Consider the following 18,978-nt stretch of genomic DNA (forward strand, 5'->3'; position numbering starts at 1 on the left):
AAAAATCATCTACTTGGCAGAAAAGTGTTGTAAGATGTTCCATGTTAAAGGGCTTTTGTGATGGTTTGTTTTGTCAAAACAGTAGATTATCACAATTGCTCTTTATTTTTTAGTGGGGTGCTTATCCCGAACTCAGGTTAACTTAATTATCAGCCATTTAGCCCCAATAAAAAATCCTCCGCAAGGGAGGATTAAAAAACATCGGAAATTGGATTTATTGCTTAGATTTTTCAGGCACCAATGCCAAGAACGTCGTTTGTCCACGGCGATGAATCAGCACAGGAATCGGCTGGGATTTTTCGCCGTGCTGCGCAAATAGTTTTGCCGCCGCATTCACACTACTGACCGGTGTGCGTCCCACCGCCAAAAGAATATCGCCAGCGCGCAAACCTGATTTTGCCGCTGCACTGCGGGGTTTGATTTCTGCGACCAATACGCCCTCACCTTCGAATGCCAAGGCTTCGCGACTTTCTTCGTCAAGCGTTTTCAAAGACATTCCCCAATTTTCTATGGCTCTGTTTTCGCCAGAAATACTATCCGTATCGGCATTGTCCATATTGCCCACTTCAAATTCGATTTTTTCACGCTTGCCCTCGCGCAGAATCTCTAGCGCTGCCGTTTCGCCGATATTCGTCATCGCGACCAATGAAGGCAAATCACCGGAGCGGACAATATTGCGTCCGTTAAATTGCAAAATCACATCGCCTGCCTGCAAACCGGCAGCTTGTGCCGGAGAATCGGGCAAGACTTTGGCAATCAATGCGCCCTGCGGTTTATCCAAACCGAAAGATTGCGCCAATTGCTGATCAACTTCCTGAATCATCACACCCAGCCAACCGCGGCTCACTTTGCCCTCGGCTTTCAACTGCTGGGCAATATTTTTTGCCACATTAATCGGAATCGCAAAGCCTAAGCCATTGAATGTACCGCTGCGGCTGTAAATCTGCGAGTTAATGCCGATGACTTCGCCTTTGCTATTAAAGAGCGGTCCGCCCGAATTGCCAGGATTGATTGCCGCATCCGTTTGAATGAAAGGCGTGTAAGCGCCGCTGGGCAGATTCCGTCCCAATGCCGAGACAATGCCTTTGGTGGCGGTGGCATCAAAACCGAAAGGCGAACCGATTGCCAAAACCCAATCGCCGACTTTGACCGCATCCGAATCACCCAAGACGGCAACCGGAAACGCTTGTTCGGCGTCGATTTTTAACAGGGCGATGTCGCTGCGCTTATCCATACCGATGACTTTTGCCTGATATTCTTGACGGTCGTTGAGGCGCACAATCACGGAATCCACCCCGTCAACCACATGGGCATTGGTTAAAATCTCGCCGCTTTTGTCAATGAAAAAGCCCGAGCCGGAACCTTCATAATGCGGCATGCCCTCTTCCGGCACCGCGCCGAAGCCCTCGGGAATCACGCCGAAGGGCGAACCGAAGAATTCTTCGAATAAATCGGGCATCTGTCCTCTTCTGCCTAAGCGGGGCTCGGAAACGGCTTTGGATACTTCGATATTGACCACCGCCGGCATCGCTTTTTCTACTAAAACCGTAAAATCAGGGGCAGGATCGGCAAGAGCAGGCGTGTTGATAACTGTCGCCAAACCGATTGCAAAAGCTAAAAAAGTTTTTTTCATCTTATTTCCTAATTGGTTTAATATAAGCGCGTATTTTCTGCCAAGCGCATTTGCAAAGCAATGAATGACAGATTAATAAGTATTTATTCTGGGAGAACCTATGCACGTACTGATTATTGAAGACGACAAAGAAGTCGCCGCCTATATTGCTAAAGGCTTGAACGAAAGCGGCTATGTGGCCGACACTGCCCATACCGGCACGGAAGGCTTAAATATGGTCTTAAGCGGACAATATGATTTGCTGATTGTCGATCGTATGCTGCCCGAACTTGACGGCTTGTCGATTATTCAAAAAGTGCGCGAAAGCGGCAACAGCGTGCCGGTATTGATTTTATCCGCGCTCGGCGAAGTCGATGACCGCGTGGAAGGACTTGCCGCCGGCGGTGACGACTATCTGGTCAAACCCTATGCTTTTTCCGAATTATTGGCACGCGTGCAAGCCCTGACCCGCCGCCGCTCCGGCGATATTCAAGACAATATGGTCTTGCAAGTGGCGGATTTGCAGCTTGACCGCCTCAAGCGCAAAGTCATCCGCTCCGGCAAAAAAATCAATTTGCAGCCGCGCGAATTCCGCCTGCTGGAATACCTCATGACCAATGCTGGACAAGTAGTTACGCGTACCATGCTGCTGGAAAAAGTCTGGGAATATCATTTTGATCCGCAAACCAACGTGATTGACGTCCATATCTCGCGCCTGCGCAGCAAAATCGACAAAGATTTTGACCCACCGCTTATCCATACCGAACGCGGCGCAGGATACAGTCTCTATGACCCGACGAATTATCAGTAAATTCTGCACGGATTTACCGCATGTCAAAAAGAGTAGCGTGTTTCGCTACTCTTTAGTAGCAACCCTTATTGCCTCCGTCATTACCAGCGTGGCGATGCTGATGACCTATCAGCAAGCCAGACAGGAAATCTCCTCTCAAGTCGATAACCGACTGATTGCCGAAGCCAGACGCATCCGCCAGCAATACGAGCAACGCAGCGCCTTCAGCCTGAACAATCCGCTCATCGGCATTACCGAACGCAGCAATAACGAATCCAATATTGCCTACTGCGTCAGCAATCAAGCCAACGGCTATGAACAAACGGAAAACGACAATTTCTTTTCGACCGTCAATCATGCGGGCACAGTCGAAAACTACCATCTTTACACTAGCCATTTCAATGATTTGTGCCAACCGAACCTCAGCCAAGAATTTGCCGGCAACATGCCGGATCTCTTGCCCATTATAGACTGGCACATCAATCAAGACATGATGCGGGTTGCCATTACGCCGCTCAGCGATCAATTCACCCTAATCGCCGGCTACGACACCAAAAACGAACGCCGCATCTTGCGCCGTATGTTTTCCACCGTCATCTACTCCAGCTTATTGCTGATTGCCGCCAGCTTCTTCGGCTCTTTTTACATCAGCCGCTCCATCACGCGCAATACCAAACGCATCAGCGACAGCGCCAGACGCATTGTGGACGGCGATTTTGGCGAACGCATCATCATCAGCCCCAACGACAGTAATGAAATGAGAGACTTAGCCAAAAATCTCAATCATATGCTGGAACGGCTTGACGCCCTCATCAGCAGCCAAAGGCAAGTGACCAACAATATCGCTCACGACATGCGCAGCCCGCTGAACCGCCTGCGCAGCCGCATGGAAGTCTGCCTGCTCGACCGCAACCGCAGCAGCGCGGAATTGCGCGATGTCATCGGAGAAAGCGTTGAAGACATTAACAAATTGCTGCAAACCTTCAATGCCATGCTTACCATCGCCCAAATCGAAGCGCGGGCGCGCGACGATTTCAAAGCCACGGACCTCAGCCTGATTTGTGAAGAACTCTCCGAACTCTATGAAATCTTTGCCGAAGAAGAGGGCTCGCAGCATTTCAGCAGCACCATTGCGCCAAATCTCAGCATCTTCGGCAACCGCCAATTGATCGCCCAAGCCATTACCAATCTGCTGGATAATGCCGTCAAATACACACCCTCAGGCGGCAACATTCATCTGCAAGCCTACGAGAAAAACAGGCACATTCACATTGCCGTCAGCGATAACGGACCGGGCATTCCTGCCGATGACCGCGAACGCGTTTTGCAACGCTTTGTCCGTCTTGATAATTCCCGCTCCACTCCGGGCAATGGTCTGGGACTCTCCATGGTTGCCGCCGCCACGCATCTGCATGATGGCAATATTCAACTCAGCGACAATAATCCCGGGCTGAAAATCGAACTCATCATTCCCAATGCCGCAACTTTCTGCAAAAAACATCAGATTTGCGGCAGCAAAGATAAAAAAGACAAATAACCCTCTTATTTCATAAGGAAAAACCATGCCACATATTGCCGATATCCGCTACCAAGGCGAACTGCATAATGAACTGCAACACCTGCCGAGCAAGCGCATCATCCATACGGATGCGCCCACCGACAATCAGGGCAAAGGCGAAGCCTTTTCGCCTACGGATTTGCTCGCATCTGCCCTTGCCGCCTGCGTCATGACCATGATGGGCATGAAAGCCAAAAGCATGGGCATAGAGCTGGCAGGCGCGCATGCGCAAATCAGCAAAGAAATGGCGGCAAATCCGCGCCGTGTCAGCGCAATCCGCCTGCAAATTTATCTGCCCGCTAATCTTGACGAAGATACCCGCAAAATCCTCGAGCAAACCGCCCTTCATTGTCCTGTCGCCTACAGCTTAAGCAGCGAACTCAGACAAGACATGCAATTCCACTACACCCTATAAACACAGCATTGAAAGCATAGTGCGGCTCTCCGCCTATGCCCATTTCATTTTTCCGAGCATCATTCGTCCTGTTAAAAAGCGGGGATTTTTCTGAAATTTTCGCTTAATTGTATTCCTTGCAACATTATGCGGAATTCCTTTTGCCATTCAATGAGAAGCAGGAGAAAGCCCATCATCTGAAAATTGCATCGGCAAAGCAGAAAAACCCCATATTTTTCCCCATATTTTCTATTAAAATACAATTTGTTATGCATTTTTTTCCTACAGACAAAATTTTGATGTACAGTAAGCCCCCTTTTAGGTCCTTCTTTAACTTTTAACATAGGAGACGACGTTGACAAAAGTACCTCTAGCCCCCTTGCCCGACGCCCAATTATTGCGTAAAAACTTGAGCTTATGGCATGTAATTATTATCGGTTTGGCCTATATTCAGCCGATGACTTTATTTGATACCTTCGGCTTAGTATCAGATGCAAGCCAATTTCATGTACCTACTTCGTATATCTTTGCCCTCGTTGCTATTTTATTTACCTCATTTAGCTACGGAAAAATGATTCGCCGCTATCCTTCTTCAGGTTCGGCATACACTTACGCTCAACAAGCCATTCATCCGAATGTGGGCTTTATGGTGGGCTGGTCTTCTTGGCTGGACTATCTCCTCTCGCCGATGGTCAACATCATCTTAGCCATGATTTACCTGCAAGCCCTTTTCCCTGCGGTCAATCATTGGGTATGGGTTGTGGGACTGACCGGACTGATGACCGCCGTCAATCTGCGCGGTGCCAAATTTGTGGCGAACTTCAACAGCTGGATTGTATTCGTGCAATTAGCCGTGATTGCCTACTTCACTTACCTTGTTTATTCGCAGCTTAATGCAGGATTTAACGCCGACGGCGAAATCGCCAAACAAGCCGGCGCGGCAGGACTGTGGAGCATGCAGCCGTTTTGGACGGAAATGACCGATGTCGGCAAACTGATTACCGGTGCTACCCTACTCTGCTTCTCTTTCACAGGCTTTGACGCCCTCAGCTCTTTGGCGGAAGAAACCAAAGACACCGAGAGAACTTTGCCCAAAGCGATTGTCTTAACCTCGCTCATGGCAGGGGTAATCTTCATCATCGCCACCTATTTCATGCAGCTGTATTTCCCTAATGACCCTGCGACCTATTTTGAAAACATCGGCGAAACTCAGCCTGAAGTATTGAAAATCGTCGGTGGCGCCATCTTCCAATCATGGATACTGGGCTTTGCGATTGTAACCGTTATGGCATCAGGCATTTCCGCGCATGCTGGCGTTTCGCGCCTGATGTATGTAATGGGACGCGACGGCGTCATCAATAACCGCATCTTCGGCTACATCAGCCCGACGCTGCGCGTGCCGTCTTACAATATTTTGATTGTCGGCGTGGTTGCGCTTACAGCGGGTTTCTTAGATCTGGATTTCGTTATTTCGCTCATCAGCTTCGGCGCATTGACCGCATTCAGCTTTGTGAACTTATCTGTGATTGCGCGTTGCGTTGTGCGCGATAAACGCTACAACAATGCCAAAGAAATCTTCCATTTCTTAATCATGCCGACCTTAGGCTTTATCTCCGTGCTGCTGCTGTGGTTAGAAGTAGAATGGAATGCCCTGCGTGCGGGATTGATATGGGGCGTTATCGGTTTAGTCTATCTGGCGATTAAAACCAATGGCTTTAAACGTCCGGCACCTGTCCATAATGAATTTAAATAATAACTGTTAAGTCAAAAAGCGGCTGAATCATCAGCCGCTTTTTTCATTCCTTTCTTAACTATTGGGAATCTATCTAAAAACATCAGCCCAAATTCATAATATTCTGCATTCCAATATGTCATCTATTATTCTCCCTGCTTTTTCATTCCAAAATCGCGATTATCCTATTAAAGTCTTACAACGTAAAAATAACCGCTATCTGCGTTTAAGCATTGATAATAAGAGCCAAATCCGCCTCAGTGCCCCTCTCCATATTCGCCGCAAGCAATTACTTGACTTCTTATATGTCCATCAAGATTGGATACAAGAAAAACTGAAAAACATACTTGAAATAAAGGATGAACACAATTTTCTCGGCGCAAGCCTTCAACTTCAGGCATTTTTGGGACTCGGCAGCAGTTTAAACGGCGCCATTTTAAGATTTGGTGTGAAAAATTTTGAAGAAAAAACTGTCTCCGCCGCACTATAGTCGAAGAATTGAAAAATGATTACAGCGTTGGCTCACCTTGCCGTACGCTCTTGTACTGTCTGCGGCTCGCCGCCTTGTACTACTTTTTCACTTCTCCGACTATAGACATGGCAGTCTCCTTTCGTATTTGAGGATATTTCAACACACGCACCCCTACGGGGTGCGACCGGGCTATCCGATGCGCGCGAGATTTTATAGTCAAAGAATCCAAAAAAGGTTACACTAAAACTTATGGCATACTCAAAAGATTACAGACAAATGATATTGGACAAGTTAGCATCAGGTCATAGCTACAGAAAGCTTGTTGAAGAATATCGACTCAGCGCAACAACTATTCAACGTTGGAAGAAAAGCATAGAACGCAAGAAGTACGAACGCAAACCGGCAAAAATCGATAATGAAGCTTTAATGGCTGACGTCCAAGCTTATCCTGATGACTATAGTTAAAGAAATGAAAAGGTGATACAGTAATGCTGCTAACAGGTAGCGCAGAGAGTACGGCGAGATGTGTTTAAATTGTAACTCTTTTTGAATTTCTTGACTATAGCGCACCTCCCACTGTGCATCAATTTCTGTTTCTCTGATTGGGATTTAGTCGGCATAAATTGCGGTAAGTGCGAGTGTAAAACGGTATAATGCGCCATTTTTTGAGGGTGGCGTGCAGCAGCAGATTTTAGTATTCGGCGAACCTGTGAAGACTTTGCCCAAAGATTTGTATATTCCGCCCGAGGCGTTGCGGGTTTTGCTGGAAACCTTTGAAGGGCCTCTGGATTTATTGCTTTATCTGATCCGTAAGCAGAATATGGATATTTTAGATATTGAGGTCAGCCTGGTTACCGAGCAATATTTGGCGTATATGGAGATGATGCAAGCCCTTGATATCGATTTGGCGGCGGAATATTTGCTAATGGCGGCGACTTTGGTCGAGATTAAGGCGTGCATGATGCTGCCGCAACGTCATGATGTGGAGTCGCAGGAGCCTGATCCGCGGGCGGAATTGGCGGATCGTCTCTTGATTTATGCACAGACCTTGCAATTGGCGGAGCGTTTGGCGGATTTGGCGCGCTTGGATGCCGGTTTTGCTTTATCGGCGCAGCAGGCGCCGGCGGGTATTGTGCCGATTATTAAGCCGGCGCGCGATGTGAATAAATTGCAGCAGATGTTGGCGGCGATTTATGAACGGCAGGCTTTGCGGCGTGCGCATGAGGTGGAGCGCGAGGCTTATTCTTTGGCGGAACGCGTGGAAATGATGGAAAATCGTTTGCAGCATCAGACAGGCTGGCATGCTTTGCAGGGTTTTTATCATTCCGATGAAGGGCGTGCGGGCTTGGTGGTCAGTTTGATGGCGATGCTGGAATTGGATCGCGCGCAGGTGCTGGAATGGCAGCAGGAAGACGCTTTTGCAGAGGTGTTGTTACGTGCGAGGCAGGCGGCATGAGTTTAGTAAATCGCATTGAGGCATTGTTGTTTACCCGCGATACGGCGTTAACGGTCAATATGTTGGCGATTGCTTTGCAGGTGCAGGAAGCGGAGATTGAGGCGGCTTTGCAAGACTTGGCTGTACGTTATGAGAGCTCGGCGATGCGTTTGGCAAAGGTGGCAAGCGGTTGGCGTCTGCAGTTAAGAGAAGCGTATTTTGCCGATATTTTGGCTTTGGCGGAGGCGCAGCCGCCTCGGTTTTCGCGCGCCTTTTGGGAAACTTTGGCGTATATTGCTTATCATCAGCCGGTTACGCGCGCGGAGATAGATGCGGTGCGCGGGGTGGCGACAAGCAGCGGCATTTATCGACAATTATTCGATTTGGAATGGATTGAGGTTGTCGGGCGGCGTGAGATGCCCGGTCGTCCGGAGTTATTGGCGACAACGACGGTTTTTTTAGATGATTTTGGCTTGGCAAGTCCGGCAGATTTGCCGCCGATGCCGAATTTGACGGCTTTAGAAGGAAATGAAGATGAAACAAGAGTATGAACGCATTCAGAAATTTCTCGCAACCCGCGGTATTGCTTCGCGGCGGCAGATAGAAGCGTGGATTGAAGAAGGGCGTTTGCGCGTGAACGGCAAGCCGGCGGAGATTGGTCAGCGCGTGAGCGGGCATGAGAGTTTTAGCTTTGACGGGCGGACGCTGCGTGTGGCGGCGGAACAGGAATCGCCGCGTATGGTTTTGATGTACCACAAGCCTGTGGGCGAGATTTGTACGCGCAAGGACGAAGAAGGGCGCCCGACGGTTTTTCGCCGTTTGCCGCGCATTCATCAGGGGCGCTGGGTGGCCATCGGGCGTTTGGATATCAATACCGCCGGTCTGCTGCTCTTTACCAATGACGGCGCTTTGGCGAATAAATTGATGCATCCCAGTACCGAGATTGAGCGCGAATATTGGGTGCGCGTGGCAGGGGAAGTGAATGAAGAAACCTTGCAGGCTCTGCGCAAGGGCATGATGTTGGAAGACGGCTTCGCCAAATTTGACGATATTCAGCCTTTGCAGGCTTTGAATGATGACGACACACAATACAACCGCTATTATTCCGTGGTGCTGAAAGAAGGGCGCAATCGCGAAGTGCGCCGTTTGTGGGAAGCGGTGGGCTGTCAAGTCAGCCGATTAAAACGCATTCGCTACGGCAATGTGAGCTTGCCGAAATCTTTGCCTGCCGGCAAACATCGTTTGCTTGAGCCGCGAGAATTGTCTGATTTAATGGCATTAGTGCGTACTAAACCTGTGCGAGATAAAACGCCGCGTTCGCGCTAAGTCTATAAAAATATTTGGAGAATCATCATGAGTGAAGCAGAATCCCCGATTGTTCATAAGCCCAATGCGATGGGTGTTAAGCGTAAAGGGGCGGATAAAATCCGTCAAATTCCGATTAATGTCGAGCATGTCGGGCAGGAGCGTTTGCGCAAGCCGAGTTGGATTCGGGCGAAATTTCCAGGCGGACCGGAGGTTGAGCGGCTTAAAGGCTTGATGCGCGATCAGAAACTGCATAGCGTATGCGAAGAGGCGAGTTGTCCGAATTTGGGCGAGTGTTTTCGCGTCGGGACGGCGTCTTTCATGATTATGGGCGATATTTGCACTCGCCGTTGCCCCTTTTGCGATGTCGGGCATGGGCGTCCGAATGCTTTAGATGAGAATGAGCCGCGCCATTTGGCGGAAACGGTTAGCAATTTGGGTTTGTCGCATGTGGTGATTACTTCCGTGGACCGCGACGATTTGCGCGACGGCGGTGCTGCGCATTTTGCCGCCTGTGTCCGCGAAATCCGCGCGCTGGCGCCGCGTATGACGATTGAGATTTTGACGCCGGATTTTCGCGGTCGCGAAGAAATCGCGCTCGAGATTTTGCTGCAAACACCGCCGGATGTGTTTAACCACAATATGGAAACCGTGCCGCGTTTATATGAAGCGGTGCGTCCCGGCGCGCATTATGGCAATTCATTGAAATTGTTGAAAGACTATAAGGCGGCCTGTACGAAAAAAGTCATTTCCAAATCGGGTGTCATGGTCGGATTAGGAGAAGAGAGCGATGAGATTTTGCAAGTGATGCAAGATTTACGCGCGCATGATGTCGATATGCTGACCATTGGGCAATATCTCCAGCCCTCTCAGCACCATTTGCCGGTCAAGCGTTATTACACGCCTGAAGAATTCGAGATGTTTGCCGCCAAAGGCAAGGAAATGGGCTTTATTCATGTCGCCTCCGGCGCGATGGTGCGCTCTTCCTATCATGCCGATATGTCGGCAAAAGAGGTCTTGTAGTGATCAGCGGAGAAATGGAAAGGCGGTACAAGACGAGTTAGTGCCGTAAGTTTTTTCAATGATTCGAGTGTCAAACTTATGTTTGCTTAAGAGAAAATAAATAAGGACAAGATTTATCTTGTCCTTATTTATTTTGAGCATTGCAAAGAAATACGAGGGTATCGGCTTTTATCTTTCTCTAGGGTTTGTATCCGCCGTTTTGATATTGTGCATGAAGCTTTTAGGGAAAAGGCGTGTTTTCTAAGCGCTGAATGAGTTTGCGCATTCCTCTTTCCATAATTTGAATTTCTTTTTCGCTGAGGTCTTGCCACATATGTTTGCGTACTTCGGAGAGTTGCGGCGTGATTTGTTCCATGAGTTTGCGGCCTTCATCCGTAATGCGCAGTTTGACGCTGCGGCGGTCTTCGGCGCTAATTTCGCGGATGACCCATTCTGTCGAAACAAGGCGGTCGCCAAGTCGGGTGGCGCCTGTGCGCGTGATATTGAGCACTTCGCTGACTTCAGAGGGCGTGAGATAACCTTTGGGCGAGCCGTAGAGCAGGGTCAGGGTAAAGTATTCCAAGGTGCTCATGTCGTATTGCGCCAGCCAAGCATCGTAGTGGCTGTAGGCGGCGCGGCTGAGGGTTTGCAGCAGGCGGAAATTGAGCAGGGTGCCGGGTTGATAGTCGTAATCAGGGATGTGGTCGCGGATATTTTTTAATGCGTCTTCAAAGGATTGGAGGGAGAGGTCAATCATCGTAGTCTCTTCTATTTTATTCTAAAATTTTTGTCCTGAGGGGCTTGGAAAAAAAGCCGCCTTAGGCGGCTTTACGGCGTTTGCGGATTATTTTTCGCGGAAAATAATGCGTCCTTTGCTGAGGTCGTAAGGCGTCATTTCGACTTTGACCTTGTCGCCGGTCAGGATGCGGATATAGTGCTTGCGCATGCGGCCGGAGATGTGCGCATTGATTTGGTGTCCGTTTTCCAATTCAACGCGGAACATGGTGTTGGGGAGGGTTTCAATGACGGTTCCTGTCATTTCAATATTTTCTTCTTTAGACATGTTTTCCTATGCATTAATAAAAAGTCGCGCTATTTTAAAGGCGTAAATAGAAAATATCAATTTTTTTCAGCTAAAAACAGCCTCAGCATGGTATGCTAAGTTTTTGATTTGCAGGAGCGTAAGATGAGCGAAAGTTTACACACGGCTTTGTATGAGCAACATGTGCAATTAGGCGCAAAAATGGTGGATTTTGCAGGATATGCCATGCCTGTGCAGTATAGCGGCGGGATTTTGCAGGAGCATTTGCATACACGCGCGCAGGCGGGTGTGTTTGATGTTTCGCATATGGGGCAGGTCTTGCTGAAGGTCAGTGCGGCGGAATTGGAGTCGGTGTTTCCTGTGGATACGGCAGATAAGGCGCTGGGACAGCAGATGTATTCTTTCCTGCTGAACGAGCAGGGCGGCGTGGAAGATGATTTGATGATTACGCGCCGCGAAGCGGATTTTTATGTGGTGCTGAATGCTTCGCGCAAGGATGAAGATGTGGCGCGTTTGCGTGCGGTTTTTGGCGAGGGGCGAGTGCAGTATTGGCAAGATCGTTCTTTATTGGCTGTGCAGGGGCCGGCGGCGGTAGATGTTTTGTGTGAATGGCAGCCGCAGCTGCGTGAATTAGGCTTTATGCGCGGTGGAGAATATTTGTTTGACGGCGTGGCTTGCTGGGTCAGCCGCTCGGGTTATACGGGCGAGGACGGTTTTGAGATTTCGATTCCCGATGCTTTTGTCGAGACTTTTTTTGCGCGTTTGCTGGCGGATAGCCGTGTACTGCCGATTGGTTTGGGCGCGCGCGATTCGCTGCGTCTGGAAGCGGGTTTGTGTTTGTACGGACAGGATTTGCGCAGCGATGTGTCGCCTTTGGAAGCGGGCTTGTTATGGGCGATTGCCAAATCGCGCCGTCCCGAGGGCGCAAAGGCAGGCGGCTATTGGGGCAGCGAGGCTTTAGCGGTGCAATTGGCGGCAGGTGCGGCGCGTAAACGCGTGGGGCTGCGTCCCGAGGGTAAATTGCCGGTGCGCGCGCATACGCCTTTATTCGATGCGCAGGGCAATGCGGTGGGCGAGGTAACGAGCGGCGGTTTTGCACCCAGTGTAAATGCACCGGTGGCAATGGGTTTGGTGAGTGCGGAGGCGGCGGCTGCGGGAACGGTATTGCAGGCGCAGGTGCGCGGTAAATTGTTGCCGATGCAGGTGGTGAATATGCCTTTTGTGACAAAACGCTATCAATCTTAAGGACGGCTATGCTTTGGTGGAATTTATTGCGCGAGGATTTTCGCGCGGTCTTTGAGCGCGATCCGGCGACGCGCAGCGTGTGGGCAGTGTTGTCTTTGCACACGGGTTTTTGGGCGGTGGCGGCGTATCGCTTACAGCATGCGCTCTGGCATAGCGGCTGGCATTGGCTGGCACGTTGGTTGTCTTTATGGAGTCGCTGGTTTACCGGAGTGGAGATTCATCCTGCGGTTAAAGCCGGCAGACGCCTGTTTATCGATCACGGCATGGGCATTGTGATTGGCGAGACGGCGGAATTGGGCGATGATGTCAGTATTTATCAGGGGGTTACCTTGGGCGGCACTTCTACCGCCTTGGTGCAGGGGAAGCGTCATCCCACAATTGGCAATAATGTGATTATCGGTGCCGGCGCAAAGGTGCTGGGCGCGATTACGGTCGCGGATAATGTGCGGATCGGGTCGAATGCGGTGGTGGTCAAACCCGTACCCGCCTATACCACGGTGGTGGGCATTCCCGCTAAGGTGGTGGCGAGCCGCGAGGAAGAATGTAAGAAATTTGAAGCCTATGCGCAGGGCGGCGATGTGGTCGATCCGGTATTGAATGCGATTGAGCAGCTGAGTCGGAGAATCGAGGTTTTGGAGGCGGAGAATCGCGCTTTGCGCGCTGCCGTGGATAAAGCAAATGACTGATTGGGCGTATTTTGATTACAGTGCCAGCACGCCGCCGGATGTGCGCGTTTTGGCGAGATTCAACGACTATGCGCAGCGTTATTTTGCCAACAGCGGTGCGGCGCATGATTTGGGTTTGGCGGCGAAGCAGATTGTCGAGCAGTCGCGGCAGGAATTTGCACAGGCAATCGGCGCGCAGGCGGCGGAAATTGTGTTTACCAGCGGCGCAACGGAGGCGGATAATTTGGCTTTAAAAGGTGCCTGTCTGTATCAGGGCGCGAAAAATCCGCGCCTGATTAGTCTGCAAAGCGAGCATAAAGCCGTGATTGATACCGCCGGTGCATTGGCGGCAGCGGGTGTGGCGGTGGAATTTCTGCCTGTCCAAACAAACGGTTTGCTGGATTTGGCATTGCTGGAGCAGGCATTGCAAGCCAAGCCGACGACATTGGTCAGCGTGATGGCGGTCAATAATGAAACCGGCGTGGTGCAGCCTTTGGCGGCGATTGCGCAATTGGTGCATCGTTACGGAGCGAAATTGCATGTCGATGCGGCGCAGGCTTTGGGCAAAATGGCTGTCGATGTGCGGGCTTGGGATGCGGATGCGGTGAGTTTTTCAGGACATAAAGTCTATGCGCCGCAGGGAATCGGAGCTTTGTATGTGCGGCGTATGCCGAAAATGCGTCTGGCGGCGCAATTGCATGGCGGCGGTCAGGAGCGTTCGAGACGTTCCGGCACTTTGCCCTTGTCTTTGATTGCCACTTTTGCGCAGGCGGTGCAGTTGGCGGCGCAGGAATTGCCTTCGCGCAGCGCGCTTGTGCGCGCTTATGCCGAAAAATTATTAGCCGCTCTGCCTGCTGTTATGCAACATAATGGTAATCGCGATTGGGATTTTGCCCTTGAAAAGGGCGGCGCACTGCCGCATATTTTAAGCATTGATACGGCGCGCCCTGTGGCGGAAGTCTTGGCGGCGGCAAATGCGGCGAAATTGGCGTTGTCGGCAGGTTCGGCTTGCCAATCGGCGGCAGATGAGGGTTCGCATGTTTTGCAGGCAATGGGTTTGCAGGCGGCGGCGAATCGTTCGATTCGTATTAGTCTTTCGCATTTGACGCAGGCGGCGGAAATCGAGCGTTTGGTGCAATTTTTGCAGGAGTTGAGATGATTTATTTGAGTGAGGCGGCGCAGCAGCGCGTGCGCCGCTTTGTGGCGAAGCAGGCGGGCGCGATTGGCGTGCGTGTGGCGGTGAAGCGTTCCGGCTGTTCCGGCTATGGCTATGATATCGAAGTGATTGAGGGCTTGGCGGAAAAGGACGTGGTGTTCGCTTATCCCGAGTTTCAGGTGGCGGTGGCGGAGGTGGATTTGCCGCTGTTGCAGAATTTGCAGATTGATGTGAAAAAAAACGGTTTAAACGAAAGTTTTAGTTTCGATAATCCGCAGGCGCAGAGTACTTGCGGCTGCGGCACGAGTTTTAGCATATAAGGAAATATTATGTCTTTGAAAGAACAATCGATTGACGGTGCAAAGCGCGTAGCGCATATGTACACGCCAGCAGCATGGAAGGCACATAATTGGCTGTGGCGGATTGCTTTGCTGTTGGGCACGCTGTTGGCGCTGATATTGGTAGTGATGTTTTGGTGGAGCAGCGAGCCTGAGGAGTTTTCGGTCGAAGAGGCTGCAACGGCTTACATTCCGGCGGATGCCAAACCGGTGGTGGGTTCTTATTTGGTCGGCACCAGTATTAGAACCTTAGACATTATGCTGAACAAACCGGGCGGCTTTTTGAAAAACGATGTGATGCCGCCGGGCTTGCTGATGGACAATATCCCGCAATGGGAAGCCGGCGTGCTGACGCTGATGCGCCAAACCAGCTTGATGTTGAAGGACGAATTTAGCCGCTCGCAATCGCAGTCGACGCAGCCGGAAATGTTGGCGCAGGCTAATGGCGCGCTGAATATCGATTTTGATAAATGGATGTTCCCCAGTGCCGAAGACGAATATGAAAAAGCGCGGCAAAAATTAATTCAATATGCGGTGGAGTTGAGCGACGGCAATCCGAATAATGCCCAATTCTTTGCCCGTGCGGATAATTTGGCAAATTATTTTGGTTTGATATCGCGTAATTTGGGGGATATTGCCCAGCGATTGTCGGCAAGCGTGGGCGATGTGGTAGTCGCGCAAAGCGCCGCAGGTGAAGCAATCGCCAAGCCGAATACGGTGGCGGTGCGTCAAGAGCGGACACCGCGTTTGAAAGTGGATAACAATTTCTATTTTGCGCGCGGCTACACATGGGCGCTGTTGCATCAATTGCGCGCCATCCGTCATGATTTTGCCGTAACGCTGGAGCAGAAAACCGCTTTGGCTTCTTTGGATCAAATCATTGCCGAATTGGAGAAAGCGCAAAAACCGGTTTGGAGTCCGATGATTTTAAATGGGCGCGGTTTCGGCTTTACCGCCAATCATTCATTAGTCATGGCATCGTATATCTCGCGTGTGAACGCCGCTTTGATTGATATTCAAGCCTTGTTGCGGGCGGGGTAAATATGTCGGTATTTGATCAACATAAAAACGGCGTCTCGCCTCTGTTTGCCGATATTGAAACGCAGGGTGCGCAAATGCGAGCCGTGCGTCAGCGGATTGCGGAGGCATTGGCGGATTTGGCTGTTGCCCGCGCTTTTGACGAATATCAGCGCGCCAGCAGGGCAGGGCAGATTGAAGTCGCGGATTTGGACGGCGACTGGATTTATCCGCTGGCGCATTATGCCGCTGAAGAACGTCAATCCGACGAGGCTTTGCGCCTGCTCAACGGCTTTAGCCACCGCCATGCGCAGCATGATGATGTGGTGAAAAATTATGTATTGGCGGCGGAAATTATGCAGCGCGATTTCGGACAAGATGCGGATGCTCTGCAATTGTTGCAGCGTTTGGCGCAGCAATATGCCGAGCATAAAGATGTCGCTTTAATTCAACAACTGCAATCGCGTTTGGAGGCACAATGAAAGGTTTATGGTTAATGCTTGCCTGCGGATTTTACAGTGCCGCTTATGCACAGCAGCAGACGGATACGCAGGAATTGGCGCGTGCGCTGGATGTCTTAATCGCCGCTTATAACGGCGCGCAGCAGGAAATCGCCCGGCAAGAGGGTAAGCCGGCAGCGACGGTTTCGCCGCAGCAAGGTCAAGCCTTGCAGACAGAAGTCAATGAGGCGCTGCAAATCTTGACGGGATTTGCCGATAATCTGCGCCAAGGGCAGGTCAATCAGGCGGCGGATTATTTGCAGAATTTGCAGGCGCAAATCAACCGCACAAGCGGACATCATGGACAGCAATTAGCAGAGGCCGCGCAATATTTACGCCGCGGCGGTCATGTGTATCAAGAATGGCAGGCCAAGCAGGGTATATCGGATATTACTCAGGCAAGCGCGGCGCAAATCGAAGATTTAGTCAATGCGGCGCAAAAAGAATTGGCGCAGAGCAGTCAGACGGAGCGCGAAATCGCTCAGGCGGTATCCGGTTTATGGAGCGTGTTGAAAGTCTTTGATAAAATTGCCAATGCCCCCGAACCTTATGCTGTAGAGCAACAGGCAATGCAGCAGGAAATCGCCGTTTTAAAAGCTTTGGCGGAACAGCAGGGCATTTCAGGTGCTGCGCACAGACAGGCGGAAGGATTGCTGCAATTGTTGAAACTGCGTGCGGCGGAACATAGCATCAATATGATTGATTCGCAGGCGGATAAGCAATTATTGCACAGCTTGGAAGCGGTTTTGCGTCAGCCGCAGGCAATATTCACTCCTCAGCAATTTGCCGCCGCCGAGCGCTTGTTGGCACAATTGGGCGATGATTTTCGCGATAGCCACCGCCTGTGGAATGCACAGAAAAATTTATTGATACGACAATAAATAAGCGGAAATTCCAAGAAAAGGCTTGACCTCTTTTAGGCAAGGTATATAATTGCCGCCTCTTAGCCCTGGTGGCGAAATTGGTAGACGCAAGGGACTTAAAATCCCTCGGTAGAAATACCGTGCCGGTTCGAGTCCGGCCCTGGGCACCAGAATACGAAAACCGCTGAATCGCTTCAGCGGTTTTTTTTCTGCTCAGAATAAGCGATAATCTCGGTTCATTTTGCGCTGAGGCTTATCTTTCATGTATTGGAAAAAATCCCTTCTTCTCGTATTGCTGTGTTGTGCAAGCATTGTGCAGGCGGCGACTGTCTCTAACATTCGCTATAACCGCATGCCGCAGAAAGTGCAGCTGGTTTTGGATACCGATGCGGCCATCCCTTTTCAGCAATTCAGTTTGGCGAATCCGCCGCGCATCGTATTGGATTTTAAAAACGTTCAGCGCAGCGGGCGGGCGGGATTAGTCGTCAATGAAGGCGCGGTTGCCGGCGTGCGTTCGGGGATGCGCGATCCGAATACGTTGCGCGTCGTCATTGATTTAATCGCCACCGCCAAAGCGAATATTTATACTCTGCCGCCCGATCGGCAGGGCGGTAATCGTATTGTGGTGGATGTCTATGATTTTGAGAGCAATCCTGCATTAACCCTCACTTCTATCGATGAAAGCATGCCGAATGTGATTTTTGCAGGCGCGGCTTTGGAAGATCAGGGCACGGCACATGTACCTATAGTCTCAGTAAGCCAAGGTCCTATCGCAAGACCGGTTGAAACGCCTAATCCTCTACCGCCGCGCGCTACGCAGACTGTTATCGCCACGCCTGCAACGACGCCGATTCCGCGGCAGGAAAGCCCTGTGCCGGTAGTTAAAACAACCGTACCGACAGCTGAAGCGGTAACCATTGAGCGCGAGGTTGCCAGTAATGGTTTGGTGCAAAGAAAAGTGGAAGTGAAAACCGCGCCGATTGTTAATAAACGCGATATCTTGGTCTGCATAGATGCAGGGCACGGTGGCAAAGATCCGGGCGCGGTTAACGAAACCTTGGGCGTGCGCGAAAAAGATTTGGTTTTGGCAATTGCAAAACGTTTGCAAAGACAATTAGATACGATGCCGGGTTATAAGGTTATGATGACGCGTAACAATGACACTTTTATTCCTCTGCGCGAACGAACAAATCTGTGTCGGCGCGCCAAAGGGGATTTATTCGTATCCATCCATGCCGATGCCGTCGAAAGAAGCGAACCCAGCGGCTCTTCGGTCTATATCTTATCTACCAAAGGCGCCACTTCGCAGTTGGCGCGTTATCTTGCCAATTCCGAAAATGCGGTGGATTTAAAATGGGGCGTGGATGTGGAGAAATACGATGACGACATTCAAGAGGCTTTGTTAAATATCCAGCAAGAAGCGACCTTGGAATCCAGTAATGTCTTGGCAAGCAAAACCTTATCGGAATTGGCAAAAATAGGCAAAGTGCATAAAAGCCGCGTGGAACGGGCAAATTTTGCCGTGCTGCGCTCGCCGGAAATTCCTTCCATGCTGGTGGAAACCGCCTTTATTTCCAATTTGAGTGATGCCAAATTGCTGGCGTCGCAGGTCTATCAAGAAAAATTAGCGCGCGCGATTGCTAGCAGTATCGATGCCTATTTCCGCGAGCACTTACCGCAGCATATGCTCTTAGCGAGATGATAATAGATTATCGGGCAAAGGGACATTTTAGGTGCTGTTTTCGAGTTCTTTAGCCCTAAGGGACAAAATAGGTGCTATCTAGCGTTTTTTAAGCAAAATAATCTTTTATAAACTTAACCTTATTCTCCTTTCCCATGCCGCAATGACAAG

21 protein-coding genes and 1 tRNA gene are annotated in these 18,978 nt (G+C 50.4%); 19 read left to right on the plus strand and 3 right to left on the minus strand.

The window, feature by feature from the left end; all coding sequences use genetic code 11:
- Positions 1–214: 214 nt before the first annotated feature.
- Positions 215–1,633 (minus strand): DegQ family serine endoprotease, encoded by a 1,419-nt coding sequence (locus ACJHVI_RS07495; RefSeq protein WP_483184140.1) that lies wholly within the window; start codon positions 1,631–1,633, stop codon positions 215–217.
- A 100-nt stretch (positions 1,634–1,733) separates the two neighbouring features.
- Between ACJHVI_RS07495 and ACJHVI_RS07500 the strand changes: the two genes are divergently transcribed.
- The 10 genes from ACJHVI_RS07500 to lipA all read left to right on the plus strand — a co-directional run bounded on the left by ACJHVI_RS07500 (position 1,734) and on the right by lipA (position 10,321).
- The gene (locus ACJHVI_RS07500) at positions 1,734–2,423 is read left to right on the plus strand and encodes a response regulator transcription factor (protein WP_483184141.1); all 690 of its coding nucleotides are present in this window, start codon (positions 1,734–1,736) and stop codon (positions 2,421–2,423) included.
- Entirely contained in the window at positions 2,401–3,939 is a 1,539-nt protein-coding gene (locus ACJHVI_RS07505) for a sensor histidine kinase (protein WP_483184142.1), read from the plus strand. The genes ACJHVI_RS07500 and ACJHVI_RS07505 overlap by 23 nt, the downstream gene beginning before the upstream one ends.
- Before the next feature lie 25 nt (positions 3,940–3,964).
- Positions 3,965–4,375: an OsmC family protein gene (locus ACJHVI_RS07510; RefSeq protein ID WP_483184143.1), complete on the plus strand. Its 411-nt coding sequence runs from the start codon at positions 3,965–3,967 to the stop codon at positions 4,373–4,375.
- Positions 4,376–4,709: 334 nt separating this feature from the next.
- On the plus strand, positions 4,710–6,107 hold the full coding sequence (locus ACJHVI_RS07515; protein ID WP_483184144.1) for an APC family permease: 1,398 nt from the start codon (positions 4,710–4,712) through the stop codon (positions 6,105–6,107).
- Positions 6,108–6,222: 115 nt separating this feature from the next.
- Positions 6,223–6,576, plus strand: coding sequence for a YgjP-like metallopeptidase domain-containing protein (locus ACJHVI_RS07520; protein WP_483184145.1), 354 nt, complete (start codon positions 6,223–6,225; stop codon positions 6,574–6,576).
- Positions 6,577–6,807: 231 nt separating this feature from the next.
- The gene (locus tag ACJHVI_RS07525; RefSeq protein WP_483184146.1) at positions 6,808–7,023 is read left to right on the plus strand and encodes an IS630 transposase-related protein; all 216 of its coding nucleotides are present in this window, start codon (positions 6,808–6,810) and stop codon (positions 7,021–7,023) included.
- 211 nt (positions 7,024–7,234) lie between these two features.
- Positions 7,235–8,014, plus strand: a complete 780-nt coding sequence (locus ACJHVI_RS07530) for a segregation and condensation protein A (protein ID WP_483184147.1) — start codon at positions 7,235–7,237, stop codon at positions 8,012–8,014.
- Complete coding sequence (gene scpB, locus ACJHVI_RS07535; protein WP_483184148.1) at positions 8,011–8,544, plus strand: SMC-Scp complex subunit ScpB; 534 nt, start codon at positions 8,011–8,013, stop codon at positions 8,542–8,544. The genes ACJHVI_RS07530 and scpB overlap by 4 nt, the downstream gene beginning before the upstream one ends.
- Entirely contained in the window at positions 8,528–9,319 is a 792-nt protein-coding gene (locus tag ACJHVI_RS07540) for a pseudouridine synthase (RefSeq protein WP_483184149.1), read from the plus strand. Before scpB ends, ACJHVI_RS07540 begins: the two co-directional genes overlap by 17 nt.
- 27 nt (positions 9,320–9,346) lie before the next feature.
- Entirely contained in the window at positions 9,347–10,321 is a 975-nt protein-coding gene (gene lipA / locus ACJHVI_RS07545) for a lipoyl synthase (RefSeq protein WP_483184150.1), read from the plus strand.
- A 220-nt stretch (positions 10,322–10,541) separates the two neighbouring features.
- Here the strand turns inward: lipA and ACJHVI_RS07550 are convergent, their stop codons facing one another.
- The gene (locus ACJHVI_RS07550) at positions 10,542–11,057 is read right to left on the minus strand and encodes a MarR family winged helix-turn-helix transcriptional regulator (RefSeq protein WP_483184151.1); all 516 of its coding nucleotides are present in this window, start codon (positions 11,055–11,057) and stop codon (positions 10,542–10,544) included.
- 87 nt (positions 11,058–11,144) lie between these two features.
- The gene (gene infA, locus ACJHVI_RS07555) at positions 11,145–11,363 is read right to left on the minus strand and encodes a translation initiation factor IF-1 (protein WP_115217658.1); all 219 of its coding nucleotides are present in this window, start codon (positions 11,361–11,363) and stop codon (positions 11,145–11,147) included.
- A 123-nt stretch (positions 11,364–11,486) separates the two neighbouring features.
- On the opposite strand from infA, the gene gcvT reads away from it, so the two are divergent.
- The 9 genes from gcvT to ACJHVI_RS07600 all read left to right on the plus strand — a co-directional run bounded on the left by gcvT (position 11,487) and on the right by ACJHVI_RS07600 (position 18,828).
- Positions 11,487–12,587 (plus strand): glycine cleavage system aminomethyltransferase GcvT, encoded by a 1,101-nt coding sequence (gene gcvT, locus ACJHVI_RS07560; protein ID WP_483184152.1) that lies wholly within the window; start codon positions 11,487–11,489, stop codon positions 12,585–12,587.
- An 8-nt stretch (positions 12,588–12,595) separates the two neighbouring features.
- On the plus strand, positions 12,596–13,273 hold the full coding sequence (gene cysE, locus ACJHVI_RS07565; protein ID WP_483184153.1) for a serine O-acetyltransferase: 678 nt from the start codon (positions 12,596–12,598) through the stop codon (positions 13,271–13,273).
- Entirely contained in the window at positions 13,266–14,411 is a 1,146-nt protein-coding gene (locus ACJHVI_RS07570; RefSeq protein WP_483184154.1) for a cysteine desulfurase family protein, read from the plus strand. The genes cysE and ACJHVI_RS07570 overlap by 8 nt, the downstream gene beginning before the upstream one ends.
- Positions 14,408–14,728 (plus strand): HesB/IscA family protein, encoded by a 321-nt coding sequence (locus ACJHVI_RS07575; protein ID WP_483184155.1) that lies wholly within the window; start codon positions 14,408–14,410, stop codon positions 14,726–14,728. Before ACJHVI_RS07570 ends, ACJHVI_RS07575 begins: the two co-directional genes overlap by 4 nt.
- A 9-nt stretch (positions 14,729–14,737) precedes the next feature.
- Positions 14,738–15,787 (plus strand): DUF2333 family protein, encoded by a 1,050-nt coding sequence (locus ACJHVI_RS07580; protein ID WP_483184156.1) that lies wholly within the window; start codon positions 14,738–14,740, stop codon positions 15,785–15,787.
- A gap of 2 nt (positions 15,788–15,789) precedes the next feature.
- On the plus strand, positions 15,790–16,245 hold the full coding sequence (locus ACJHVI_RS07585; RefSeq protein ID WP_483184157.1) for a hypothetical protein: 456 nt from the start codon (positions 15,790–15,792) through the stop codon (positions 16,243–16,245).
- Positions 16,242–17,144: a hypothetical protein gene (locus tag ACJHVI_RS07590; RefSeq protein ID WP_483184158.1), complete on the plus strand. Its 903-nt coding sequence runs from the start codon at positions 16,242–16,244 to the stop codon at positions 17,142–17,144. Before ACJHVI_RS07585 ends, ACJHVI_RS07590 begins: the two co-directional genes overlap by 4 nt.
- Before the next feature lie 65 nt (positions 17,145–17,209).
- Positions 17,210–17,296: transfer RNA gene (locus ACJHVI_RS07595), tRNA-Leu, on the plus strand.
- A gap of 92 nt (positions 17,297–17,388) precedes the next feature.
- Positions 17,389–18,828: an N-acetylmuramoyl-L-alanine amidase gene (locus ACJHVI_RS07600; RefSeq protein WP_483184159.1), complete on the plus strand. Its 1,440-nt coding sequence runs from the start codon at positions 17,389–17,391 to the stop codon at positions 18,826–18,828.
- The last annotated feature ends 150 nt before the right edge of the window (positions 18,829–18,978 follow it).

The organism is Suttonella sp., assembly GCF_056855035.1.